The 26285-nt window shown below is 40.2% G+C and carries 24 protein-coding genes; 1 reads left to right on the forward strand and 23 read right to left on the reverse strand.

The genetic code is table 11. The features are described 5' to 3' along the window. Positions 1–94: 94 nt before the first annotated feature. The 17 genes from F0Q01_RS08280 to F0Q01_RS08360 form a co-directional block, all read right to left on the reverse strand. The gene (locus F0Q01_RS08280) at positions 95–1219 is read right to left on the reverse strand and encodes a type II toxin-antitoxin system HipA family toxin (protein WP_090488084.1); all 1125 of its coding nucleotides are present in this window, start codon (positions 1217–1219) and stop codon (positions 95–97) included. After that, on the reverse strand, positions 1206–1484 hold the full coding sequence (locus F0Q01_RS08285; protein WP_090488085.1) for a helix-turn-helix domain-containing protein: 279 nt from the start codon (positions 1482–1484) through the stop codon (positions 1206–1208). Before F0Q01_RS08285 ends, F0Q01_RS08280 begins: the two co-directional genes overlap by 14 nt. 330 nt (positions 1485–1814) lie before the next feature. Continuing rightward, positions 1815–3986 (reverse strand): HD-GYP domain-containing protein, encoded by a 2172-nt coding sequence (locus F0Q01_RS08290; protein ID WP_090488088.1) that lies wholly within the window; start codon positions 3984–3986, stop codon positions 1815–1817. Between the two features lie 3 nt (positions 3987–3989). Beyond that, entirely contained in the window at positions 3990–5015 is a 1026-nt protein-coding gene (locus tag F0Q01_RS08295) for a histidine kinase N-terminal 7TM domain-containing protein (RefSeq protein WP_090488090.1), read from the reverse strand. A gap of 139 nt (positions 5016–5154) precedes the next feature. Next, a complete protein-coding gene (locus F0Q01_RS13930) occupies positions 5155–6015 on the reverse strand; it encodes a patatin-like phospholipase family protein (RefSeq protein ID WP_090488092.1) in 861 nt (286 codons plus the stop codon). Between the two features lie 24 nt (positions 6016–6039). Then, the gene (locus tag F0Q01_RS08305; protein WP_090488094.1) at positions 6040–7392 is read right to left on the reverse strand and encodes an MATE family efflux transporter; all 1353 of its coding nucleotides are present in this window, start codon (positions 7390–7392) and stop codon (positions 6040–6042) included. A 143-nt stretch (positions 7393–7535) separates the two neighbouring features. Continuing rightward, positions 7536–9095 carry a glutamate/gamma-aminobutyrate family transporter YjeM gene (yjeM, locus tag F0Q01_RS08310; RefSeq protein ID WP_090488096.1) on the reverse strand — a complete coding sequence of 520 codons (1560 nt, stop codon included), beginning with the start codon at positions 9093–9095 and terminating at the stop codon, positions 7536–7538. Positions 9096–9380: 285 nt separating this feature from the next. Continuing rightward, positions 9381–11408 (reverse strand): lysine--tRNA ligase, encoded by a 2028-nt coding sequence (gene lysS / locus F0Q01_RS08315; protein WP_090488098.1) that lies wholly within the window; start codon positions 11406–11408, stop codon positions 9381–9383. A 94-nt stretch (positions 11409–11502) separates the two neighbouring features. Next, positions 11503–12888 carry an MATE family efflux transporter gene (locus F0Q01_RS08320; protein ID WP_177209282.1) on the reverse strand — a complete coding sequence of 462 codons (1386 nt, stop codon included), beginning with the start codon at positions 12886–12888 and terminating at the stop codon, positions 11503–11505. Between the two features lie 88 nt (positions 12889–12976). Continuing rightward, positions 12977–13456: a transcription elongation factor GreA gene (gene greA / locus F0Q01_RS08325; RefSeq protein ID WP_090154093.1), complete on the reverse strand. Its 480-nt coding sequence runs from the start codon at positions 13454–13456 to the stop codon at positions 12977–12979. 143 nt (positions 13457–13599) lie between these two features. Then, positions 13600–14577, reverse strand: a complete 978-nt coding sequence (gene dusB, locus F0Q01_RS08330) for a tRNA dihydrouridine synthase DusB (protein ID WP_176753745.1) — start codon at positions 14575–14577, stop codon at positions 13600–13602. Further along, the gene (locus tag F0Q01_RS08335) at positions 14577–15347 is read right to left on the reverse strand and encodes a type III pantothenate kinase (protein ID WP_090488101.1); all 771 of its coding nucleotides are present in this window, start codon (positions 15345–15347) and stop codon (positions 14577–14579) included. The genes dusB and F0Q01_RS08335 overlap by 1 nt, the downstream gene beginning before the upstream one ends. Before the next feature lie 3 nt (positions 15348–15350). Then, complete coding sequence (locus F0Q01_RS08340) at positions 15351–15677, reverse strand: DUF6145 family protein (RefSeq protein WP_090154099.1); 327 nt, start codon at positions 15675–15677, stop codon at positions 15351–15353. A 23-nt stretch (positions 15678–15700) separates the two neighbouring features. Beyond that, positions 15701–16468, reverse strand: a complete 768-nt coding sequence (locus tag F0Q01_RS08345) for a biotin--[acetyl-CoA-carboxylase] ligase (protein ID WP_090488103.1) — start codon at positions 16466–16468, stop codon at positions 15701–15703. Continuing rightward, positions 16461–17456, reverse strand: coding sequence for an ornithine carbamoyltransferase (gene argF / locus F0Q01_RS08350; RefSeq protein WP_090154103.1), 996 nt, complete (start codon positions 17454–17456; stop codon positions 16461–16463). The genes F0Q01_RS08345 and argF overlap by 8 nt, the downstream gene beginning before the upstream one ends. Positions 17457–17574: 118 nt before the next feature. Beyond that, the gene (locus F0Q01_RS08355) at positions 17575–18783 is read right to left on the reverse strand and encodes an SH3 domain-containing protein (protein WP_090488105.1); all 1209 of its coding nucleotides are present in this window, start codon (positions 18781–18783) and stop codon (positions 17575–17577) included. 107 nt (positions 18784–18890) lie between these two features. Then, the gene (locus F0Q01_RS08360; RefSeq protein WP_163927200.1) at positions 18891–19250 is read right to left on the reverse strand and encodes a response regulator transcription factor; all 360 of its coding nucleotides are present in this window, start codon (positions 19248–19250) and stop codon (positions 18891–18893) included. Between the two features lie 141 nt (positions 19251–19391). Between F0Q01_RS08360 and F0Q01_RS08365 the strand changes: the two genes are divergently transcribed. Continuing rightward, a complete protein-coding gene (locus F0Q01_RS08365; RefSeq protein ID WP_090488109.1) occupies positions 19392–20456 on the forward strand; it encodes an undecaprenyldiphospho-muramoylpentapeptide beta-N-acetylglucosaminyltransferase in 1065 nt (354 codons plus the stop codon). Here the strand turns inward: F0Q01_RS08365 and F0Q01_RS08370 are convergent, their stop codons facing one another. The 6 genes from F0Q01_RS08370 to F0Q01_RS08395 are packed head-to-tail and all read right to left on the reverse strand — an operon-like array spanning position 20457 to position 26279. Continuing rightward, the gene (locus F0Q01_RS08370) at positions 20457–21785 is read right to left on the reverse strand and encodes a serpin family protein (RefSeq protein ID WP_090488111.1); all 1329 of its coding nucleotides are present in this window, start codon (positions 21783–21785) and stop codon (positions 20457–20459) included. Between the two features lie 21 nt (positions 21786–21806). Next, positions 21807–22223, reverse strand: a complete 417-nt coding sequence (locus tag F0Q01_RS08375; RefSeq protein ID WP_090488113.1) for an HIT family protein — start codon at positions 22221–22223, stop codon at positions 21807–21809. A 23-nt stretch (positions 22224–22246) separates the two neighbouring features. Then, on the reverse strand, positions 22247–23242 hold the full coding sequence (locus F0Q01_RS08380) for an SCP-2 sterol transfer family protein (protein ID WP_090488115.1): 996 nt from the start codon (positions 23240–23242) through the stop codon (positions 22247–22249). A 2-nt stretch (positions 23243–23244) separates the two neighbouring features. Then, positions 23245–23925 (reverse strand): rhomboid family intramembrane serine protease, encoded by a 681-nt coding sequence (locus tag F0Q01_RS08385; protein WP_242941849.1) that lies wholly within the window; start codon positions 23923–23925, stop codon positions 23245–23247. A gap of 1 nt (position 23926) precedes the next feature. After that, positions 23927–24820: a 4-hydroxy-tetrahydrodipicolinate synthase gene (dapA, locus tag F0Q01_RS08390; protein WP_090154118.1), complete on the reverse strand. Its 894-nt coding sequence runs from the start codon at positions 24818–24820 to the stop codon at positions 23927–23929. Beyond that, a complete protein-coding gene (locus F0Q01_RS08395; RefSeq protein WP_090488117.1) occupies positions 24807–26279 on the reverse strand; it encodes a UDP-N-acetylmuramoyl-L-alanyl-D-glutamate--2,6-diaminopimelate ligase in 1473 nt (490 codons plus the stop codon). The genes dapA and F0Q01_RS08395 overlap by 14 nt, the downstream gene beginning before the upstream one ends. Between the last annotated feature and the right edge of the window lie 6 nt (positions 26280–26285).

A 26285-nucleotide genomic window follows, 5' to 3' on the forward strand; every position in this document is an offset into this window, starting at 1 on the left:
TATTACAAATTTAATTTTACTATTCTATTGTAGAAAAAGCTCTATTATTCACAAAATGTCCATAAGAATTTCAGCAAGTCATAAAGCTTTCACTCTATAAATATCTTCCCAGCATCTCCTGAACACATTCATATATCTTATTTGATTCCCGTTTTGCTTTAACTAAATTAAGCCCGATTTTCTCTGCTACAGCCAACACATCATCTTCACTTGGGTTTGAACCATTTCCATTGACCATTGTTGCATGTTCGCCAGCAATAGAATTGCTATATGTCAAGTCATATGCAGGTGATAAATGCCACTGATCCTCCTTGTCATCATAGAGATAACTAAAGTTTTTAGAATGATCATCTCTATTGTGCGCATATACATTAAAACACATAATCCTAAATAGTTTCTCGCAATCTTCCATCGATTTAGTAAGTTGCAGTGTGAGTCGCATCAATGTATTGTAGTCTAAATTAGGCACTCGATGTGATGTTTCCAATAATCCAGCTGCCGATACCATGTGTACTCTATAATTGTCGCCCTTCTTTTTTCGGTCAAATCGTTTTGTTCCAAAATAGCCCATACACTTTTTCGATTCAAACAATCTCACTTCTTCCATCTCTATTCCACATTCTTTTGCGCAAATAGCATAGTCATATTCGATCTTTCCGATATCTTTACTATCATCACTTGAAGGGAACTTAATAATCCAATCTTCTCCATCAACTTCCGTAAGAATCTTTGGTCTCGCCCCTCCTGAAGAACCACCATTTTCAAACAGATAATCTAACCCCTTTGTAGATTCAGTTTGAAGGATTTCCTTGCATTCCTCAGCTATGATGTCCAGCCCTTTTTTCTCCTCTCCTCTACTTAAAACAGTTTGAGGCTTATAAGCAAGTGCCCCCATCCCAGATTCACCTACAATAGCTAACCTGTCGAGATTCCCCATACGCTCAGGATTAAGACCATTTCTTCTCATTAAACGATCAACAAGAAGTCTTCCCCATCCATCTGGAAGACTATCTGCAAAAACACCGTATAATCCACCAAATGGATCTAGCTTCGGTATAAACACACCTTTCTCTAGAGGTAGAGAAAAAGGACTGATTGAAAAACCATCTTTCAGCCAATCTTTACTATACTCAAATGCCGCCAAAGTATCTTTATACAATGCCATAGTTCCAATTAAACGATTTCCAAAATAAACATCTAATTTACTAACTTTGCTCATTTATAATCTCCTCTATAGATGAAAAAGGCACAGATGTAAACAATGTCTCTAGCTCATCTTCAACATTCAATGCTATGGCAATCTTTGTTAAGGACTGTAACGAAATTTCACCTGTCTGCTCAAATCGTTTTATAGAAGCAAAGCTTACTCCTGATTTCTTCGCCAATTCATTCTGAGTTATCTTTTTTCTTTTTCTAAGCAGACGGACATTACCTGCTATCTCTTTATTTATTTCATTCCATGTTTTCTGATATAAATTAATCATGCTAATATATTAGCACTTTTTTTCATAATTGTATATAAATGCTAATATATTATCCCTAAGCCCCCTGACATTCCCCCTACCTATAAATTTCTCAAACTAAAACGAGCTGCTTCCCAACTTCCATTGAAATCGAAAAGCAGCTCTCAAGCGAAAACTGATAATGTCATTATTAAGTTCCTTTCTCGAATTGTCTTTCCTGCTGTGCCTTCGCGTCAGCCAATCTAACCTTTGTCAAATCAACCACCGGAGAGTTGGACTTCCTGCCGAAATTGCAATTCTTTTGTTTTATACTTTCTATATCGGCAGAAAATCCTTTTTATTAATATCCCTTCAAGAATCTAGCATGTCCATAATATCCACCATCTTCACATCATGGCAGCCCATGCGCACGCTATTTACAAATACAAACTTCTCCTCCTCGGTCTTGTCATAGAGAGCTATTATATACTGCTCATTGGTATAAAGCAGGAATACATCATGATTGCTGGAATTTTCCTTAATTTGCTCCTCCAGCTTTTCCATCGATTTTGCTGAAGCAAAATATACAATGTACTCCTTGCCCTTCTTTTCCATCAATTTCATTATGTAGCAAAGCATCCTGATATGAGTCGGATTTATGATATCCATTTTATCAAGCAAATCTCTTTGAAGTTTATCCTCTAGTAGAGACGACTTTCTTACCACTCCACTTAAGTCAGCAGCCGCTCCCTCTACAGTCATCACGCTCAGCTCTTTTCTATCAATAAGTCTTATGAATATCTCTGCAAGGGCTGGGTCAAACTGAGTTCCAGAATTCTTTAGTATTTCCTCTCTAACCTGCTCATCTGTCAGTCGCTTTCTGTATACACGATTAGATGTCATAGCATCATAGCTATCGGCGAGCGCCAAAATTCTAGCTATAAGTGGAATATCTGTATCTGAAAGTCCATCTGGATACCCAAGTCCATCGAATCTCTCGTGATGATATCTGATACCATCTAAAACGCCCTTAATCTCCTGCCCCAAAGAGTTCATTATTTCATAGCCAATTTCTGTGTGCTTTTTCATAAGACTAAATTCTTCAGCAGTAAGGCGTCCTGATTTATTCAGCACCGTGTCGGCCACACCGATTTTTCCGATATCATGCACCAAGCCTATATAATGGACACGCAAGATATCTTCTTCCGTCAAATCATAGTCCGCCGCCATCTCTCTGGCCAAACGACTGGCGTAAAATCCTACACGCTCCGAATGTCCGCCTGTGTACTCATCCCTTGCATCTATAGCGCCGGCAATCGTCTGGATTGTGTTAATAGTCATGGCTGTCTGCATCTTCTCTCGATTTTCAACTCCATTCACTTCATCATATACAGTCTGTATAATTGTAGCCACCATGAGAAACAGCATAGCTATACAGATAGACCCACCAAACACATGGAACCGATTCAAATAAAATCCCAGCAATTCATTAAGTGACAAAATGATAAAGCACACCATTCCAATTATGGTAATTGCATATGTCCGTCCCCTCTTTGTGTAGATATCTATCACTATAGTCACTATCGCAAGCACCGCACAAAATGCAATCCACATGTGGGAATACTTCATAGTTACATACAGGTCAGCTATTTTTAACACATGCAAGCCGACATTTAAAACCACTTGGCCAAGAACTATACACTCAGCTACAAGATAAAATCTATGATATACACCGTGCTGCACCTCATCAAAATAGAGACAAGCCATTGCACCTATTAATTCCACAAGAATATATGAAAAATACATGGTAAGAGATGGTCTACTAAATATAAACTGCCTCAACCCTGACTCACTTATAATCCACAGTGCTATATTTATCATCAAAAAGCCCAAATTTCTCGGTGTATTTGCATTAAAATACTTTCTCAAAACAAATGCCGCAACCACCATCAATACACCAAGTATTAAAATAATTATGGCAAATACTGAAGCAGGCAAACCTTTTTTGATGACGTCAAACCACACATTATTACCATAGCTGATTCGCACCTCATTTACTACCGGCTGCTCCTTAGGGCATATCACCATTCTAATGATTTTTCCAGAATCCTCTTCGTTCAAATCAATTACTACATATGCACTAGGAATATAATAGGACATATCCTTTATGGATGCAGTTGTATACTCAACTCGTTTTTCCTCATCCACATATATAGTCACATCCTGCATATTTGCCCTGATCATCAGACTCATGCCATCACTCAAATCACCTGGCAGAGAATTAACAAGTTCTATTTCCTCACCTTTTTCCGTATTAAGTTCCAGGGGCAAATCCACCTTTCTCTCCGTCCCTCTAGACAAAAGAGTCCAATTTCTATCTAAAGTGGCCGCACTAAAAGAACCTTTATATAGCTCCTGGGAATTATTGCTATCCCACATAGCAACTCCCATGATAATAAAGATTATGGCAAGTATAAACATTACCCCTAGTCGAACAATGTTATCTATAACCCCTACTACAGATTGACCCGTTTCTTTCCCCATTAATTACTGCTCCGCTAATAAATTTTCGTTTATCATATCCGTTACATCAGAAATTTTTATATAATAGCCACAGTTCTTCTTGCTAGCTTTTCTAAGAATTCCAATTTCGTATGTACAGATCTGATCCTTATATCTATATGGTTTTCCATTTATTTTTTCCTGATTGCCCTCTCTTACAAATTCATTTAGAGGCTGACGTAAAAATGTATTAAATCGCCCTCCGCTTCCTGGGATTTTTTCCTCCAACTCCCAGTTTTTTAGTTCAGGAAAATATTCCTCCGCCTTCTCATTACTTCCCATGTATTTAAGCTTCTTTGAAAAAAGAATATAGGCGGTCTTCTGCAATTCATCTGCAAAAATATTAATATTATTCACCGAATAAATGGACAATTTAGTCAACGGAATCAACATGAGTCCTATTGAAAGGGTAAACGATACCGGCATCAATTCAATATTCAAATGTAATAATCTCTCAATCAGATACACTCCCACAGATAGAATATCTACAAAAATAAACATATCAATATTGATGCGGCTAACGATTGTTCTTTTATTTATAAAAAAGAGGCTAACAACTAGTCCTGCTGCTGTGTAACCCAGCAAGGCTAACAAATAGACGGTATGCATAGGCCCATAGGTTTTCTCCAAATATACTCCTGTAGATCCCTCATGAAAAATCGCATCTTTATAGAAAAAAGTATATTTAGTTCCCATTGTGCATACTGAAAGATATATAAGAATTTGAATAGAAAATAATATTGTACTCACTCTCTTAGAAAGAGTTATTCTGCACAGATTACATATGCTAAAAAAAATAGTAATTGGCGCAAATACACCTATGACATAGGCAATTTTATTTGCAAGAAGTGCCTCTTGAAGATTTGATGACGTAGCAAGGGCATAGTATCCGCCATTTCCAATGGCAATCGACGATGTCAAAACTACTGTCCAAATACCTATACTTCTTCCATACCCTATTAGATAAAGAAGCATAACAAGTACAACCAAAAAACAGATAAGATAAATCATATAGTCCCCTACAACCTATTATTTTATCCGCAGAAATAGTTACTTTTCATAACGCCCTTTATAGCAATTATATACTTTTTCTTGGTAACTAAAAAGGCTTCTCACAGAAATCACATAATTACCTGTGAGAAGCCAATTCTTATACTTCAAAATATGCCTTCAAAGCATCTAAATTTCTAGTTGCTGCAGCTCGGCCCAGCTCGTAAACTCTCTGAAGTTCATCAGGATTTCTTTCGATTGGACCTATGTTAAGAGGCTCATCTGGTCTGATGACAAATACCTTTCCGGCCTCCTCCTGATTTCTGATGTATTCCTTTTCCTTGTTGTACATCTTGTATCTATTTCTCATTGTATCAAGCATGTTAGGGAATTTGCCAAGCTTTAACTTTGCAAGCCACATATGCGCCTGAGGCTTTTTGATGTAATCCTTGGTCTGAGTCTCGATAACGAGAATCTTGTCACATCCCTGCTTTTCCATAAACTCAAGAGGAATAGAATCAGACATTCCACCATCTAAATAAAGCCCACCATCAATCTCCACTGGTCGTGAAACAATCGGCATAGATGCAGATGCTCTAATCCACTGAATGTCTACTCCATATGGATTATGGCTTTCGTTGTCACACTTGTGATAAACAGCCTTGCCTGAATTGATATCAGTTACTACACAGTAAAATTCCATTGGATTGCTGTAAAATGTCTCGGTGTCCCATAAATCCAGCTCATATGGAAGTGTGTTGTAGCAAAATGATACGTTGTAAATATCTCCTGTAGTTAAAAGAGAATGCACACTGGCATATCTCTTGTCTCCGCAGTAAATCTTGTTGTAACGGAGAGCTCTTCCTGGCTGCTTTGATTTGTAGTTCAAGCCAAATGTAGCTCCGGCAGATACACCAACCGCGCAGTCAAAATCAAAACCATTGTCCATCAAAACATCGATAATACCGCAGGTGAACATGCCTCGCATTGCTCCACCTTCCATAACTAATCCTTTTTTCATCCTCGCTTCCCTTCTTGTGCTCAATTATCTAGTCAAATCTTTTACCCACTTGTATTTCTTGTAGTGGTGGTAAACCCAAGGCAATTTTCCCACTTCGTCCACGCAAGTGCAAGCATAAACGCAAAGAACTGGCCATTTAAATACAAATGCTCCTAAAAATGCCAGCGGCACAGCTATGCCCCACATGCAAACTGCCAGGCTATATATATCAAACAGTGTATCACCCCCAGCACCAAAAACGCCGTTGATTACCACTGTATTGATAGCTCTTCCTATCATATAAAAAGCCATTATAACCATCATTCCCACCAGATAGCTTTTGGCCTTCGGTGTGAGAATAATGAAATTTGATACAATCGGTGTCACCAGTAAAATGATACCTGTAGATAAAAATCCCACATAAACTGAAAGCTTTGCTATACGGCTACCGTACAATTTACCAGTATCTAGATTTCCAGCTCCCAGCTCATTTCCTACTATAATTCCACCGGCTGCACTGATACCGTCACATAGACAGCACATCAAATCTCTCACAACTGCTGCAACGGAATTAGATGCCGCTGCGTCCGGACCCAAGTGTCCCATAAATGCTGTATAAGATGTAAATCCTATTCCCCAGAACAGGGCTGCTCCCGCCAGAGGAAGACCACATCTCACGTAATCTTTTGCCAACAATCTGTCTCTCACTAACAAATCCTTTATTGTAGGATGAATAAAATCCTTTTGGAATGATGAGATAACAGCTGCACTAAACTCTATTATTCTTGCAATAAGTGTAGCTAGGGCCGCACCATTGGCACCCATAGCTGGCAGACCAAACAATCCAAAAATAAATATGCCGTTTAAAATAATATTTATAATTACAGCGCCAGAGCTAATAAGTGCACTTCTATCTGCATGACCAGTAACACGCATAGTGCCAAGGAAACACTGGGACAATCCTGTCAAAAGATAAGAATATCCTGCTATTCTGAGATATCCCATTCCTATTCCAATAAGATTCTCATCCTCAGCAAAAATCATCATCAACTGTCTTGGAAAGCAGGTACATGCCACGCAAAAACAAATTGAAATAATAAATGCGATTCTAAGACTCATTCCAAAAATCTTATGGAGAGTCTTTTTATCTCCCTTGCCCCAGTACTGAGCACCAAGTATCGCAATGGAACCTGTCACTGCTGCAAGCATCATATTTTGGATAAACTGTATCTGTGTAGCAAGCGATACCGCCGCCATAGAATCCTGCTCCACTCGGCCGAGCATCACTGCATCGCATGCCGCAACAAGTGCAAGCATCAAGCTCTGGAACGCAAGTGGCAATGTAAGATTCCACAGTCTATGAATAAAATCCTTATCTGAAAATAACCCCTGTTTCATATTTAACTCCTCAATTTTTCAGTCTTTAATATCATACCAATTTAATTGGGCACTAGCAATTGTTAAACGCTTAACTAAAGACATAAAAAATGCAGGCCAATTAGGCCTGCAAAATGGTCCATGAACCCCGTCCCCTAGGTCCACTATTCTGTCTGAGCTACTGGCTCCTCTGACACTTCTTCAGATGAACCACTGACCCCGTCCCCCTGGGCCAAAAGGCGTTTTTCGTAGCGTGTGTAGATTACCCATGCTGCGAATCCGAAGATAACTGGGCCGCTTAAAGACCAGAATGTAGTCTTTACGTCGCCATCAAGAGCTGGCTGGACAATTGCAAATGCATTGGCAAATAAAAGAGTAAGTGTTACCACATATCCCCAGATATTTGCTGAAGCCTGAGACTTGAATACTACGAAGCTTCTATCTACATCCTTCATCTTCTTGAACTTAGGAAATGCAAATGAGATAAACATATAAGGCACTGTCATACCAACATTTACCATTGCTGTAAGAATCAAGAAAAATTGCTGCATTGTATCGCCACCAAATGAGATAAGTAAAATCATCACTGAAACGATTGTGCACTGAATCCACATAGCGTTCTTTGGCATTCCACCCTCGGCTGTCTCACCCATTTTACCTGGCCAAAGCTCCTTTGGTGTACCATCGATAATCTGCTTAAGTGGTGAATAAACAAGTGTAAACATAGCACCCATAAGAGCAAGAAGCATAATGCATGCATATACTCTGGCAAATCCATGAGCAAGTGCAAGCTGTGTCGCAGGTGTAGCACCAAATGCCTTGCCAATCTCTGCTGCGAAATTTGACATGATTACATAAGAAACATTTCCAAGTGTAATCTCATCATTTCCAAGAATCTGCTTATAATTTGTAAATGAACCTACAAGCATAATAAGTGTTGCATATCCAACTACAATAACAAGTGCTGCTATTACGATTCCCTTTGGGAAATTCTTCTTAGGGTTCTCTGTCTTATCAACAAGTCCACCTACTGCCTCAATTCCACCGTATGCAAAAAGCGCATAAACGATGAATGACAAAATCGCAATCGGACTTCCCTGATATGCTACATTAAGTGGAGTCTTAAGTGATTCAAATCCAGCAAATGGCTGCTGAAGCTGTCCACCGCGAGCAATAATCATAATGATAGAGCCGATTACCACCATAATGTTAATTGTAAGAACTGCTGTACCACCAACAGATGTAACTGTGCTAATTTTATCAATTCCTTTTGAATCAAAATATGTGATTACAATAAAGAATATAACTGCCATGATACCAAGCAATCTAGAACCTGATAAGAAATGTGATCCAAATAAGGACCATGTTGCTGTTGTGTCCTTACCAAAAATAACGTTTGATACAGGCACCCAAATACCTGATGACACATTTACCATCCAAAGTACATAGGATGTATACCACATAAATGTGCCGATGAATGCATACTTTGGTCCAACTGACTTACACATCCATGAATACATTCCACCAGTCTCGTTTCTAAAAGCAGAACCAAACTCTGCTACCATAAATGCAAATGGAATAAAAAATAAAATTCCTGCAATAACAAACCAAGGGATAGCTGCATATCCCATTAAATAATAAGATCTTGGAATGTTATTAAATCCATATACTGATGTAAAAATCATCAGTATGAGAGACATAAGTCCCAATTTCTTTTCCTTCATGTATCTTTTAAATACTCCCTCTAAATAAATTCTTTATTTAATTTTTACGCACAGCGTTGTCAATTATATCACGATTAAATCGGTTCCGCTATGGTGAGAAAGCCTTTAAAACATAGGAAATACAATGCATTCGCACTTTAAACTTTTAAACTTTAAAAGGTCAAAGACTAATACACATTGCCTCATTTCTGTAGGTCGTTACAAAGCAAAAAGCCCTATAGCTTTTCGCTATAGGGCCTTAATCTAAAATGGACCAGGAACCCCGTCCCCTAGGACCAAAAATTCTTAGTATAACTTTGCGCCAGCTGGGATGTGGTTATCAATCATAAGAAGGTGAAGCTCTTCACCGTCTGAATCCTTAAGGTTGTTAACTGCTGAAAGTAACATACCGCATGACTCAATACCCATCATTGCGCGTGGTGGAAGATTTGTAATAGCTACAAGTGTCTTGCCAACAAGCTCTTCTGGCTCATAGAACTCATGAATACCAGAAAGGATAGTTCTATCTGTGCCTGTACCATCATCAAGTGTAAACTGAAGAAGCTTCTTAGACTTTGGTACTGCCTGGCAAGCCTTAACCTTAACTGCTCTGAAATCACTCTTAGAGAATGTATCAAAATCAACCTGCTCCTCAAAAAGTGGCTCAATAGCTACATTTGAGAAATCGATGCTTGAGTTAGGAGCAAAGAATCCTGACTTGTCATCAGCTGATGTAGCAGACTTCTTTGGTGCATCAAGGCTCTTCATAGTTGGGAAGAGAAGCACGTCACGGATAGCTGCGCTATCTGTAAGAAGCATGCAAAGTCTATCAAGTCCATAACCAATACCGCCTGTAGGTGGCATACCGATTTCAAGTGCGTTGAGGAAGTCCTCATCTGTGTGCTCAGCCTCATCATCACCAGCTTCTGCATTAGCATCCTGTGCTGCAAAACGCTCGCGCTGATCGATTGGGTCATTAAGCTCTGAATATGCATTACACATCTCCCATCCGTTTATGAAGAGCTCGAAACGCTCTACCTTTGATGGGTCAGATGGCTTTTTCTTTGTAAGAGGAGAAATCTCGATTGGGTGGTCCATAATAAATGTAGGCTGAACCAAATTGTCCTCGCAGAACTCCTCGAAGAAGAGATTAAGAATATCACCCTTCTTGTGACGATCCTCAAACTCTACGCCCTTTTCACGAGCAAGAGCCTTTGCTGCCTCATCGTCAGCAACTGTATCAAAATCAACGCCTGCGTACTTCTTAACAGCGTCTGTCATTGTAAGTCTCTCAAATGGCTTACCAAGGTCAATCTCGATTCCGTTGTACGAAATCTTTGTAGAACCTACAACCTTTTCAGCAAGGCGACGGAACATAGTCTCTGTAAGCTCCATCATACCCTCATAATCTGTGTATGCCTGGTAAAGCTCCATAAGTGTAAACTCAGGATTGTGGCGAGTGTCAACACCCTCGTTTCTAAATACACGACCAATTTCGTATACGCGCTCGAAACCACCTACGATAAGTCTCTTAAGATAAAGCTCAAGAGAAATACGAAGCTTAACATCCTCGTTAAGTGAGTTGTAATGTGTCTCGAATGGACGAGCTGCTGCACCACCTGCATTTGAAACAAGAATAGGTGTCTCAACCTCCATGAAATCACGCTCAGCAAGGAAATTACGAATCTCCTTCATCATAAGTGAACGCTTAACGAAAACATCACGTGAGTCCTTGTTCATAACAAGGTCAACGTAACGCTGACGGTATCTCATATCTGTATCTGTAAGACCGTGGAACTTCTCAGGAAGAATCTGAAGTGACTTAGAAAGTAAAGTCATCTCCTCAGCGTGGATTGAAACCTCACCTGTCTTTGTTCTGAAAGCCCATCCCTTGATACCATAGATATCACCGATATCAGACTTCTTGAAATCTGCATAAGACTCTTCACCGATTGCATCTCTGGCAACATAAACCTGGATATCACCCTTGCGGTCACGAATATTGCAAAAACTTGCCTTTCCCATAACACGCTTAAACATCATACGACCTGCAATGCTAACGTGAATTGGCTCTGCATCCATGATTGCGCGACGCTCATTGTAATCGTCGTTAACTGCCTGCTTTGCAGCCTCTTCATCCATACCGTCTGTATTGACAGCTGCACGTCCTGCTAAAAGCTTGGCCTCGTGCTCCTCATAAAGTGCACGTGCTTCGTCTGTGTGATGTGTCTGATCAAACTTTGTAATCTGAAATGGGTCCTTACCTGCTTCCTGAAGTGCAGCAAGCTTATCACGGCGGACCTGTAAAAGCTGATTGATATCCTGCTCTGCCATAATGTCTCCTTATCTATTTCTACTTATTATTTACGTAATCTTAAAAGCCGTTTAATTATAATCTAGTGTATCAATTCAGTCAAGGCAGGCCCTTTCAAACTATTTTCACAAGCCATACATTGCTCTTTACCATGAAATAACCCATGATATTTTTAATTAGCTCTGTACCCTGAACAAGGAAATATACCCACACTATTCCAAGAGATGTATATCGTGTAAGCACAAATGCAAATGGTGCCATAACAACCCATGTAAACACTGAGTCAAAAAGGAATGTAACAAGAGTCTTTCCTCCTGAGCGAAGTGTAAAGTATGAGCAATGGCTAAATGAGCAAAATGGCATCCATACAGCAGCAACTGCTATAAAGCTTGTTGCAAGACTTCTGATATGCGCATCTACATTGTAAATCTGTGGGAACAGACCGCCACATGCAAACATTATTATTGCCATAATAGTACAGCAGAAAACGCTGAACACTATCATCTTATTATCAGCATCCTTGGCCTCTTCCAATTCTCCTGCACCTAAGTGCTGTCCTACAATAATACTTATACAAGCGCCAAGCTGGATAAATACAATATTAAATAAGTTTGCAACCGTGTTTGAAATGCTAAGCGCCGAAAGCACGTCCATTCCCCTAAGTGAATATGACTGAGTAACTGCGCTGACACCTGCAGCCCAAAGCACCTCATTTAACATAAGTGGAGTGCCCTTAATCATTATGCTTTTAAAGATATCCTTTGGAATACCAAATCCCACATAGGCACCCTCCAGATATTTGTTAACACTTCTGTGTGTATGAGCCCAGATAACAACAATAGATGCCTCTATGTATCTAGCTATAACAGTTGCAATAGCTGCTCCTGCTACTCCAAGTTTTGGAAATGGTCCAAAACCAAAAATCAAGCAATAATCAAGTATTGCGTTTGTTGCCACGGCAATCATACCTGCTACCATAGGTACAACTGTCTGTCCTGTCTCTTTTATGTTGGTAGAGTATGCCTGGTTTACTGCAAAAGGAATAAGCCCCACCAGAACAATTCCCAGATACTGAAGGCCCAGTGCAAGTGCTTTTTCCGGAGAAGCCCCCTCGCTCTCTGTCAGGAAAAGCGAAATAAGCTGACTTCCAAAAAGCTTAAATGCTATTATTCCAAGAATTGTCACAAGCAAAGTACCGTACAGCTTGAAACGGAATGTATACATGTGACCCTTATGGTCACCCTTACCATAATACTGGGCACCAAAAATACTTCCTGCCGATGCCGCACCAAATACAGCAAGCATGAACACAAAGTTCAGTTGGTTAACTGTAGATACCGCACAAATAGAATCTGCTCCCAGTCGGCCTACCATTATGTTGTCCAAAAAACTTACAAAGTTTGTAATGGCATTTTGGATAATCATAGGTGTTGCCAGAAATATATATCGTTTATAAAAAGCTTTACTACCTATGTATTTTTTCTTAAATTCAGCCAGCATTTTGTCCCTCCTTTGTTGTTCGAATTTAGTTAAAAAATAAAAAAGATCACAACCAAAATATGGTTGTGACCCAAAATAAGTCTAAAAATTATTTTGTCTTCTTAGCTGCAAGAATCTTGTACTGAAGCTCGCCTGCATCTGTTTCAACTACAACAGTGTCGCCCTTCTTGTGTCCAAGAATAGCCTTACCTACAGGTGACTCGTTAGAAATCTTGCCCTTAAGGCTGTTAGCCTCTGTAGAACCAACGATTCTGTACTCTACTTCCTCATCAAACTCTACATCAAGAAGTGTAACTGTCCAACCAATGTTAATATTTTTAGTTGCATGCTCGTCTGTTACGACCTCAGCATTCTTTAAAATCTTTTCGATCTCTTCGATACGAGCCTCGATATCTCTCTGCTCATCCTTCGCTGCATCGTACTCAGCGTTCTCTGAAAGGTCGCCCTGCTCTCTAGCTTCCTTAATCTTCTGAGATACTTCTTTTCTTTTATTGACCTTGAGATCCTCAAGCTCGTCCTCTAATACTTTAAGTCCTTCGGCTGTAAGTAAATTCTTCTTTGCTTCCATAATTTTTCCTTTCCTGTTCGGATATATTTTTAAAGATTTCGATACCCGAAACCCTCTTAATCGTAGTAACTTTTTGAATTATAAGCCACTCATAAATTGATGTCAAGAATTCCAAAAGTTATTCATAGAATCTTCAAAATCATTTAGCAATAAGTGCTAAGAAACTCAGTAAAAAGCTGCTCTAATTCCTCGTAAGATTCCACATCATTTATCCTACCTCTCAGCTTGCTGGCACCCTTATAGCCTGCTGTATACCATGCCGCATGCTTTCTCATTTCTCTGATTCCAAGGTAGTCTCCCTTGAATTCAATCTGAAGCTTGGCGTGACGAAGCATTGTCTTTACCATCTCTTCCATCGGTGGCTTGCCTATCAATTCCCCTGTCTCAAAATAATGAAGAATCTGATGGAAAATCCATGGGTTACCCTGAGCACCTCTGCCAATCATAAATCCATCGCAGCCTGTCTGCTCCTTCATGGCAATCACATCTTTTGCATCTAAGATATCACCATTTCCAATGACTGGAATCTTGACCGCTGATTTGACATCAGCAATGATACTCCAGTCGGCCTTGCCAGAATAATACTGCTCTCTGGTACGTCCGTGGACAGCCACTGCCGCCGCACCAGATTCCTCTGCCACATGTGCCATCTCTACTGCGTTAATATGTTCATCGTCAAAACCTTTTCGAATTTTAACCGTTACAGGCTTTGAAGAATTTTTCACCATGCTCTCAATTATCTTGCCAGCTAGTACTGGATTCTTCATGAGGGCAGAGCCGTCGCCATTGTTAACAACCTTTGGTACAGGACAGCCCATATTGATATCTAATATATCGTAATTACGATAATCGATTTTAGCTGTCATCTGCCCCATGATTTCTGGGTCCGAACCAAAAAGCTGTAGGCTGACAGGTCGCTCTCTTTCATCAACCGTCAAAAGGCTCTCTGTATTTTTATTGTTATAATAGATTCCCTTGGCGCTGACCATTTCCATGCAACAAAGGGCTGCGCCCTGTTCTTTGCATAACAAACGAAATGGCAGGTCTGTTACTCCTGCCATTGGTGCCAAAATCAAATTATTCTCTAGTTTTACATTTCCTATTTGTAATTGTTCAATCATTATTTCTTTTGCTTATCGTAAATAAATTTCATACCAAAAAGTGTAAGGTTTGGATTGTAAATGTCAATGCACTGTGTCTCGCTTGCAATAAGATTACCAAGACCGCCAGTAGCTACCACCTTAACATTCTCATAACCGCTCTCTTTGATCATGTTCTTAACAATGTATTCTGTCTGACCAATCTGACCATAGACAAGACCGGCCTGCATAGAAGAAATTGTCTCCTTAGCAAGAATCTTCTCTGGCTTTTTAATCTCAATCTCAGGAAGCTTAGCTGCGTCTTCCCAGAGGGCCTTGGCACTGATTCTGATACCAGGAGCTGTAACACCTGAAACAAATGCGCCACTTGCATCTACCAAATCGTATGTAGTAGCTGTTCCGAAATCAAGAACAAGTACAGGTCCGCCGTAAAGCTCGTATGCCCCAGCCGCATCAACGATACGGTCTGCACCAATCTGCTTTGGATTCTCTGTAGCTATTCTGATACCAGTCTTAATTCCAGCCTCAACAATAATTGGCTGTGTGTCAAAATATTTGATAATTGAGCTGGTAAGTGAGTGCATAACATTTGGCACTACTGAAGCTATGATAACATCATCTATTTCTGCTGCGTCCAAATCGTTAGAGCGAAGAATCTCTCTAAATGTGATACCGAACTCATCTGATGTACGATTGATTTTTGTTGTTACACGAAATGAACCTAAAAGTTCCTCGTCCTTAAACACACCAAGTGTGATATTTGTATTTCCAACGTCTATTGTAAGTAGCATAGTCTAAAGACCTCCCTCACCTAAGAATACGACTTTATAATATGTTTCAAGAGCTTCAAATAATTCCATACGCTCCCTTTGCATTCTCTTGACCTCAAGAGCAGAACCAATCTCATCATAAAGCAAATCGTCTTCATTGTGGTCCACCTGAATGCGAAGAGAACCATCCTCATCAAAGAGCATCTGAATCGTGCCGCTGACCTCCTCGGTGTAAAGCACGCACATAACTTTCAGCTCATCCTTAATCATTGGAGGGAGTCCCTCAAATTCTGGATTCAAATAAAATTTCTTAGTGTAGCAACTAGAGCCACATAAAACTACTTCGTCCATATATCTCCTTTAATCGAAAAAAGCTATACGTATCCGTATATTCCTCTTACCGATACTTCACCGGTTCTGATTATTCTTTCCTCGCCATCAACATCAACTATCAGTTCGCCTCGATTATTAATGCCAATAGCGGTAGCTTCGTAGGAATTATCCTGAGCTTCTATTCTAACACGTTGTCCACAATTAGCAAGATGGCTTTCATATTCTTCCTTCAAGCCACTCATATCCTGTGTCTGAATAAAGATATTATAATACTTTTTGAAGCTCTCCCATATAGCTTTTGTAAGTTCTCCTCTATGGCCTTGTTTGCCAACTGATTCCAGCTGCAAATCAACTGACGTAGCTTTAAAGGCAATGTCTTCTGGGAATTGCCTGTTGTGCACATTAACACCTATGCCCACAACCACGTACCATACCTTGCCTTCTTTTAATTCCATCTCTGTGAGGATACCACAAATCTTTTTTCCATCAAGGACGATGTCATTAGGCCATTTAATCTGACCATCTAATCCATATAATCTGCTGAGGGCATCTCTAACAGCCATAGCCGCCACCACCGTAATAGTCGGAATAGCATCAAGGCTAATCTCCTCTGGTCTAAGCAGCATAGATGTAGAAATAGAGTCATGGGTAGGCGACTCCCATTTTCTGCCGATACGTCCCTTGCCTGCTGTCTGAGTGCCTGCAGAAATAACAAGGCCCCCATCTGCGTTCTGGCGGGCCCTGTCCTTTATTCTATCATTTGTTGAATCTACAGTATCATAGTATTCGTATGTAATTTGATTAAGCATTTCCCAATGTTGCGTACATGATAGCCTTTATTGAGTGCATACGATTCTCAGCCTCATCAAAGACTATTGAACGCTCACCTTCAAAAATATCGTCTGTAACTTCCATACAGTCAATGCCAAACTTCTCGTAGATTTCCTGACCAATAGTAGTCTTTAAATCGTGGAATGCTGGAAGACAGTGCATAAACTTAGCACCTGGCTTCGCATATGAGAATGCCTTTGCATTTACCTGATATGGGCTGAGCTCCTTGATACGCTCCTCCCAGACCTCATCAGGCTCTCCCATTGAAACCCATACGTCTGTGTAGATAACATCAGCATCCTTGCAACCTGCTGCCACATCCTCTGTCAATGTAATAGTAGCGCCTGTCTCCTTTGCAATCTTCTCGCACTCTTCTACAAGAGCAGCCTCTGGGAAATACTTTTTGTTTGTACATGCAACAAAATCCATTCCCAGTTTTGCACATGTGACCATAAGTGAGTTACCCATATTATAACGGGCATCGCCCATATATACAAACTTTATTCCAGAAAGCTTTCCAAAATGTTCCTTAATTGTCATCATATCTGCAATCATCTGTGTAGGATGAGACTCATTTGTAAGACCATTCCATACAGGAACACCTGCATATTTTGCCAACTCCTCAACCTTTGTCTGCTCAAATCCACGATACTCTATACCATCAAACATGCGGCCAAGTACGCGAGCTGTGTCAGGAATAGATTCCTTCTTGCCAATCTGAGAACCAGATGGATCAAGATATGTTACACAAGCACCCATATCGTATGCAGCCACTTCAAAAGAACAACGGGTACGTGTAGATGTCTTTTCAAAAATAAGAGCAATATTCTTGCCAGCCATGTAGTCCTTCTGTGACTTGCCCTGCTTCTTTTCGTCCTTAAGCTTAAGTGACAAATCAATTAAATAATTAATTTCCTCTGATGAAAAATCTAACATTTTTAAAAAGTTCTTACCTTTAAAGTTCATATCGCACCTCCGTCTTTTATGTATAAATATTCATTCGTTTTGATTTATTATGCATCATAGCACAAAAAAGCTCTTGGGTAAAGCCCAAGAGCTAGATTTTTTATACATTATTTTAATTTTAGTAGAAAACGTGGTTACCGATTACCAAGCCTTCTTTTGAACCGGCACGTCTAAAGTGTGTTAAACCACCTGTTGGATCAGAACCTGCCATAGCTTCCTGTGCTGCCTGAATGCATGATGCCTTTGGTCCCTTGGCAATAACTGCTGACATACGTGATGTAGCAAACTGGCCTCTCTGGAAAATAACACCATTGACAGAATTAGCATAAGAACCGCTATAAACTCTGTTCATAACTACAGCACCTACTGCAACCTGTCCTTCATAAATCTCACTACCAGCCTCAATCTGAATGATTGCTGCAAGAAGTGTAATATCATCAGCTGAAGCTATAACTGTCTGGTTGCTAGCTGCCTTAGCGGCTGCCTCCTGCTTAGCCTGCTCAGCGGCTGCTGCAGCTGCGGCTTTTGCTTCCTCGGCTGCGGCTATAGCTGCGGCCTCCTCTTCAAGAGTGATAGCCTCTCCTGTAGCCATATCTACCTGAACATAATCAGACTTAACATATCCTGTATTGCCTTCGTATGATACAGATATCCAACCTTCGACTTCTTCTGCGTCTGTATTAACTGTAAGCTTTGTACCCTGTGGTACTACCTTAAGTATCTTAGAATCCTCAGATGCCTCGCTACGGATACGAAGTCCTGCAACACCTGTAGTAGCATAAGAATCGCATACATCAAGAGCATGCTCATATGCTTCGATACCTGTAATACAATAATCTGCTGATACGAAACCGTGTGCATTACCTGACTCAATCTCGTACCATCCATCAAAAACATCAACTAGTGTAGCAACATCACCTGCGCGAAGCTTTCCAATAGCTTCGGAACTGGCATCTGCCTCTGCACGAATGTATAGATACTCATCTACATCTGCCATGACCTTATCAGCCCACTGGTCATACTTATCATTTCCGTCTGGCTCTACCTGATCTGTAGTAGCCGATACAACTGTAACGTCTGACGCTGCATAAACTAGTTCTGATTGCTGTGCGCTCAATTCAATATTAGATACAGCATAAAAAGCACCTGCAGTACTTGCTGGCTCTAACTCAACGCTTCTAGTAGCCTTGGCTGGTGACTCAACATAAGCCATTGTTGATAACATGCAAAGTGCTACCACAAGAGCGCCGCCCTGCATTGTACGCTTGTTAATATACTTCTTATTTTCCTGGTACAATACAGCAACTATATCGCTAAATTTACTCATATGCCTCCGTTTCTTATTCTCCCTTTTTTACAGAAAAAAATAAGTTGTTACGATTTTGTTACAAAGGCTAATATAACATTCTTACAATTTTTTGTCAAATTTAGCGACTATGACATCATGAGCTCATCGATACAATCCCATAATTCCTGGTACTTGATAGGCTTTTGTATGCAATACTTAGCTCCCATTAATTTGTACTTTAAAAGGTCTGTCTTCTGTCTGCCTGAACAAACAATAATATTTGCATCCGGATTAGAAGCGAGAATCTTCTCAATGAGCCACTCGCCACCGATTCCACCCTTCATCATGATATCTGTAATCACAATATCTGGAAGCTTTTCCTCATAGAGAGCAAAGGCATCATAGCAATCTGTTGCCTCAATAACCTCAACGTCATCTTCCATGGAAAGTAACCTTTCCAAGGTTCTCCTTGCAAATATCTCGTCGTCAACTATTAGAATCTTCATACAATACTCTCCAAAAATCATCTATAGTTCTTCTTCATTCTATCATGGATTAACTGTTATTACACCATGAATTTGACTTTTCTTATACGATTGTTATTATTGTAAATGTTTAAATCAACTTTATTATTGGAGATTTTATATATGAAGAAAATAGTAATGACTGGTGGTGGAACTGCTGGTCATGTCACACCAAATTTGGCACTTCTTCCATATTTAAAAGAGGCTGGTTTCGAAGTGCACTATATCGGCTCATATACCGGTATTGAAAAAAAGCTTGTAGAGCATGCAGGAGTTACTTACTACGGCATCTCATCAGGTAAATTAAGACGTTATCATGATTGGAAAAATTTTACTGATCCATTTAGAGTAATTAAGGGCTTTTCTGAGGCTAATCAGCTATTAAAACATCTTCAGCCTGATATTGTTTTCTCTAAGGGTGGTTTCGTTTCTGTTCCAGTTGTTATGGCTGCTGCCAGACAGCATGTACCTGCTATTATCCATGAGTCAGATATGACACCAGGACTTGCTAACAAGCTTGCCATTCCTTTTGCATCAAAGGTCTGCTGCAACTTCCCTGAGACAATGAAATATCTTCCTGAGGGCAAGGCTGTACACACAGGCTCCCCTATTCGAAAGGAACTTTTCTCCGGTTCAAAGGAGGCAGGTCTTAGCTTCACTGGATTTAATAATGAAAAGCCAGTTATCCTTATTATGGGCGGAAGCATTGGCTCTAAGTTTATTAACAATGCTGTATGGTCATCTCTTGATACCTTGCTTCAGGATTTCCAGATTGTTCATCTTGTAGGCAAGGGAAATATCAACAATGACCTCACTGGCAAGACCGGTTATCAACAATATGAATTTATCAGTGAACAGCTCAATGATGTTTTTGCTATGACTGATCTTATGATTAGCCGTGCCGGCGCCAATTCAATTAGCGAGATTCTTGCTCTTAAGATTCCAAATATACTTATTCCTCTTTCTGCAGCTGCAAGCCGTGGCGACCAGATTCTCAATGCTGAAAGCTATGAAAAGCAGGGATTTTCTACTGTCCTTCAAGAGGAAGAATTAACTGGCGATATTCTTGTTAAATCTGTAAAAGATGTCTACAAACGTCGCGACAAGATAAAAGAAAAAATGGCATCCAGCCATTTACTGGACGCCAATACAACTATCATGAATTTAATTTCTGAACTCTGTGGTTAGTTATTTAACCATCTGTCCATAGAAGAGTATTTCATTTTCTTCGTTTTCAAGTTCTGTGTAAACGAAGAATTTGAAAGGCTCTGTGGCATAGAATGTCTTTACTTCTTTTTCCTCCGGCATCGCTGCTGACTCAGTCATCATAATTGCTGTAACAGCTGCTGCCTCAAGTCCCTCTTCATCTGTTTTAATTCTAGTCTTTTGAATAATATCGCTGATATATACAGGCACAGTGGACATTGTAGAAAAATCTGCGCTTCCGTATTTATCAAATGCAAGCTCTACGCCCTGACTCTTTAAATACCCAATCAATACGCTACTACCAAATTCACTTTCCATATCTAGCTTTGGAAGCTTTATGTCTACCTCGTACTCTGTAGCCTCTTTTAAGGCCGTATCTATATCGTCAATCTCGCCTAATACAAATGCTGCTTTAACACCATAGTCTAGTGGAAGAATGATAAGCTTGCCATTTTCACCCTCGTAGTAATATGTATCATCCTGCTTGCACATATAGCTCTTAGTAACAGTCTCAGAATTTATTGTTGTAAAATCATCATCCACTGTACCACCCTCTGGGAATGAATCTACCCAGCCAGCTCTCAAGTAGAGGGCATTTACAAGAGCTAAGTCTACAGAACTCATGTCATTAGTAATACTATTAATAAGGCCATCTGTGGCATCTGAAACCCATGAATTTACTGCATCTGCAAGGTCAGCACCTGGTACTGTTGTAGCTGGTGCGCTATACATTTCCTTGGCAAGGTCTATGTATTCCTGGGTGAATTCAGGATTGCCGTCCTCATTGGCCCAGATAGAATTTACCAATCTAAATGCTCCGTCTGGTTCCCCATCTACTGTATAATAGTCTGCCATATCAGGGTCACTTTGGATTTCAGCAATGCTTTCCTTTTCAGCCTCTAGACTATCATTGAAATCCACTGTCTCGTTGTAGACCATGCTATACCAAGCATTCATCTCATCAACACTCTGAAATCCCATAGCCTTTAGTAGCTCATCCTGAGTCTGACCATTTGCACCTGCCGCTGCAAGACAAAGAGCAGCCTTGTAAGATGTAGGAGATATCATATAATTCTCTTTTTCATAGCCATTTTCTCCAACATAGGCTATCAACTGACTATTAAAATCATTCATGCCAGCTATTCCGGAAACGTCCCCGTCAACTGGCTTATGCTCCAACTCTCCTAATGTCTGGTTAGACGAATTTGGCTCCTGTGGCTCAGGCTCTGGCTCATTGCCTTTACCGCATGCTGTGGCAAGACTGGCTGTCATCATACCAACTAATAAAAGACTAATTATTCTTTTTTTCATATTTATCCCCCCACGGAACAACTACATAGATAGCTTTTTAACCACCTCTGCTGTCTCCTCATCTGTAAACTTCTGATGGCTCCATCCGCAAATTGTCTTGTCTGGATCATCTTCATATCTAGGGATTACATGAATATGTAAATGATGAACTGTCTGGCCTGCTGCCTCGCCATTGTTTTGAACGATATTAACTCCGGCGCAACCAAGCTTATCCATCATGTTCTTAGCAATCTTTTTAGCAAGAGGAAGTGCCTTTACAAGTACATCATCATCTGCCTCAAGTAAATTTGCAAAATGATTCTTTGGAAGAATAAGTGCATGTCCCTTTGTAGCTGGGTCTGCATCTAAAATCACCTTAAAATCATTATCCTCATAAATAGAATTAGTAGGAATATCTCCATTAGCTAGTTTACAAAAAATACATTTTTCGTCCTTCATCATTTGCCTCCTTAATGTAAATACTAATCTGAAAATGGGAATATCTCATCAAGCATTCTAAGTGTTTTGAAATTGCCCTTTGCAGTCATATCTCCTACTGAAAATGCTCTCTGGAATGTCTCTCGACTAGCTACTATATTATCCATAATTGCTGCCGAAAGCTTCATATATACATCTATATTGTCTTCTCGACCATAGCGGCACTCAAGCTGCTCACCATTTGCATATACAAAAAGTGGCTGGGTCTTGCCATCTATCATAAATAAATATTTGGCAGTAAAATCCTTGTTGCCGCGGAAATGTATTTTGAAATCGTTGATATATTCGTTGGTGCTATCTTCCTGCTTTTGACCCATCATGTCTCTAAACATGCTGGTCAAATCAGCGATATCAGCCTTTTGTGTCTGAACATACTCATCGTCAGATACGAATCTAGAAAGCTGCTCTGACTCCTGTGGAGAAAGCTCAAGCTGCGCTGTACGAGAAATGCTTCTAGTAACAGCCTGATTGCTGGTAGGAAGTCCCTTAGTGTGCTGAGAAATAGTTCTATAAAGTGCCTCCACCTTCTTTTCAATGATGTGAGCATACTCAGCATTTTCCCTGAATTCTTTTAAGTCCTCAACATAGCCACAGAATCCAGCACAAGGCAGACCACCAAGAATTGCCCATGCATTTTCAAGGCTAACCATAGCCTCCCTCTCACCGTAGGTAGTAGACATAACTACTGGCTGCATGTATGTAGTTGCAAGGGAAGTCTTGTCAGCGTAGAGCCAGCAAGCATCCAAAAACTGATTCATATAGCCGCCGATACCCAGCCATTCTACTGTGGTTGCAAGGATGATTCCATCTGCGTCCTTTAATGTCTGTGGCAGCATAGAGATTTGATTTTTCTGTTCGTAAATATTATAGAGAGTGACCTCAACCTGAAGCTCAACAAGAACCTGCTCCATTTTATTGATAACATATAATGTTGGGTCCTCTAAAAGACCTCTACCGCCGTAGTAAATGTTTACCTTCATTATTAACCCTCTTTGTGCTCGTTATTATCTAAAGTATAAGTTTTTTCACTGTTTAAATCAACGTGATGATTGTGTATAAGTGTTGGAATTCCATAGGTAATTAGTGTAAAAAGTAATCCTGCCACCAGACCTCCTATGTGCCCTGCATTGTCTGTTCCAGCTGATGCAAATCCAAAATAAAGGGTCAGCACCGCCATGAAAATCATACGCTTTGTGCTGATTCCGCTATATTTTCCTCTGTTGACTATTATGACAACAATCATTCCACCGATTATGCCAAAAATGGCTCCAGAGGCACCTGCCACAATGTCATTTTGCCCCATGAGACACATGTAGAAAAACGACAAAAAGGAGCCAGCCAAACCTGCTCCTATATAGATGCCAATATACCTAGTCACTCCCACTGCTCGCTCAAAGATCTGTCCAAGCAAAAATAGTAAGAGCATATTATTGGCCAAATGTTCAATTCCAAAGTGCAAAAACATGCATGTAAAAAGGCGATACCACTCCCCATTAGATAAAATGAGGTAAGGATTCATCGCCCCGTGTAAAAGCATGAATCCTCCGCTTCTAGTATCACCCATAAACTCCAGCACAATAAAGACAATTATATTAATTGCCACCAAAATAAATGTCACTGGACCATTCTTCGGTTTTAAAAATTCTTCGCTATTAGTTTTCACCCTATGCAAGCATTTCCTGTGGCATTCTGCTAAGCAGCTTGCTCATTGCCACCTTATGCTCATCCTCCATCTCTGTAAGTGGAAGTCTAAGACTACCTACATTAAATCCTAACATATTCATTGTAGATTTAACAGGGATAGGATTTACTTCACAGAAAAGTGCATCTACCAGCTCAAGATAATCAAGTTGTAGCTTTCGTGCTCGTTCCTCGTGTCCATTTAAATATTCCATAACCATGTCATGGGTGCCTCGTGGTGCCACATTTGAAAGCACGGATATTACTCCAATTCCACCAAGAGCTAAAATTGGAATAATCTGGTCATCGTTTCCAGAATAGATATCAAGGCAGCCTCTGCAAAGGCTTGCAAGCTTTGTAATCTGGGAAATGTTTCCGCTAGCTTCCTTAATGCCTACTATATTTGGATTCTCAAGGCCAAGTCTCATAGCTGTCTCTGGAAGAATGTTGCATCCAGTACGGCTAGGCACATTGTACATGATGATTGGAAGATCAATCTCATGAGCTATTTTAGTGTAGTGCTCGTACAGTCCCTGCTGTGTTGCCTTGTTGTAAAATGGAGTAACTATAAGAAGTCCATCTACCCCAAGAGCCTGAATCTTTTTCGAAAAATCGATAACAAGTCGTGTTGAATTGCCGCCTGAACCAGCAATTACTGGAATCCTGTGATTAACACGTTTTACAGTAAATTCAATAACAGAAAGCTTTTCTTCCTCACTCATTGTGGCTGGCTCACCTGTGGTACCGCAAACAATGATTGCATCAGTGTGACCTTCTATTTGTCTGTCTATCAGAGTACCAAGCATGTCATAATTTACGGTATCGTCTTCGTTAAATGGAGTAATCAGCGCTACTCCTGCACCTTTAAATAATGTCATGACCGTCCTCCTTAATAATATCAGCGATGAGTTCTCTCTCATCCATGTGGTGTTTAACACCTTTTATTTCCTGGTAGTCCTCATGGCCCTTGCCAGCAAGAACTACAATGTCACCTTCCTTTGCATTGGTCAGGCAATAGCGAATAGCCTCCTTGCGGTCTGGGATAGTAACATACTCGCCATCAGCCTTGTGAACACCAATTAAAATGTCATTGATGATGTCTATTGGCTCCTCATTACGTGGGTTGTCTGAAGTAACAACTGTAAGATCAGCAAGCTTTGAAGACACTTCACCCATCTCATAGCGGCGACTCTTTGCTCTGTTTCCACCACAACCGAAAAGACATACAAGTCTGCCTGGCTCGTAGGCCTTAAGTGTAGTGAGGAGACTCTCAAGTGCCATTGCATTGTGAGCATAATCAATCATAACTGTAAATTTCTTAGAAACTGGAACAAGCTCAATACGTCCCTTTACATGAACATCCTTAAGGGCTGCCTTGATTTTGTCCTCAGCAACATTAAACTGCTTGCAAATTGCAACAGCAGTAAGTGAATTATATACAGAGAATGTACCTGGTACATTTACCTCTACGTCCATGTTTGTTGTGCCAGAAATGTGATATTTAACTCCTAACGCTCCGTGCTCATTTAAAAGCTCAACATTCTCAGCTACAAGGTCGTTATCCTTGCCGTAGCCGTATTTGATAACCTCGCATGTGTGATCCTTTAAAATGCCATCGATGTGCTCGCTATCTCCGTTGAAAATGCCAGTCTTACACTGCTGAAACAAAAGGCTCTTGCAGTGCATGTAGTCCGCAAAATCCTTGTGCTCGTTCTCACCAATATGATCTGGCTCAAGATTTGTAAATACACCAATATCAAATGTAAATCCAGACACTCTGTGCTGCATAAGGGCCTGTGAGCTAACCTCCATAACTACAGCATCAAGGCCTGCATCTACCATCTCTTTAAAAAGCTCCTGAACACGGTAAGACTCTGGAGTAGTGTTGACAGCTGGGATACGCTCATCCCCTACAATTGACTCGATTGTTCCAATAAGACCTGTCTTCATTCCTGCCTTCTCTAAGATAGACTTTACCATGTATGTGGTTGTTGTCTTGCCTTTTGTACCTGTGATTCCGATGGTCTTAAGCTTTTCTGCTGGATGGCCAAAATAAGCTGCAGATGTAATTGCAAGTGCCTCACGGGAATTTGCCACTTTGATAAAAGTAACTCCCTCAACTTTTTCAACATCCTTTTCGATGATGATTGCCTTTGCACCCTTTTCAATTACATCAGGTATGAAATCATGGGCATCTCTAACTGCACCTGAGATACATACAAAAAGTGAACCCTCCTCTACTTTTCTAGAATCATAAGTAAGAGTTGTGATGTCACAGTCTACGCTGCCTGAATATAATTCATAATCAAGTTTTTCGATTAAGCTACTTAATTTCATTTTATA

The organism is Pseudobutyrivibrio xylanivorans (assembly GCF_010906925.1).
In the GTDB taxonomy this organism is placed as follows: domain Bacteria; phylum Bacillota; class Clostridia; order Lachnospirales; family Lachnospiraceae; genus Pseudobutyrivibrio.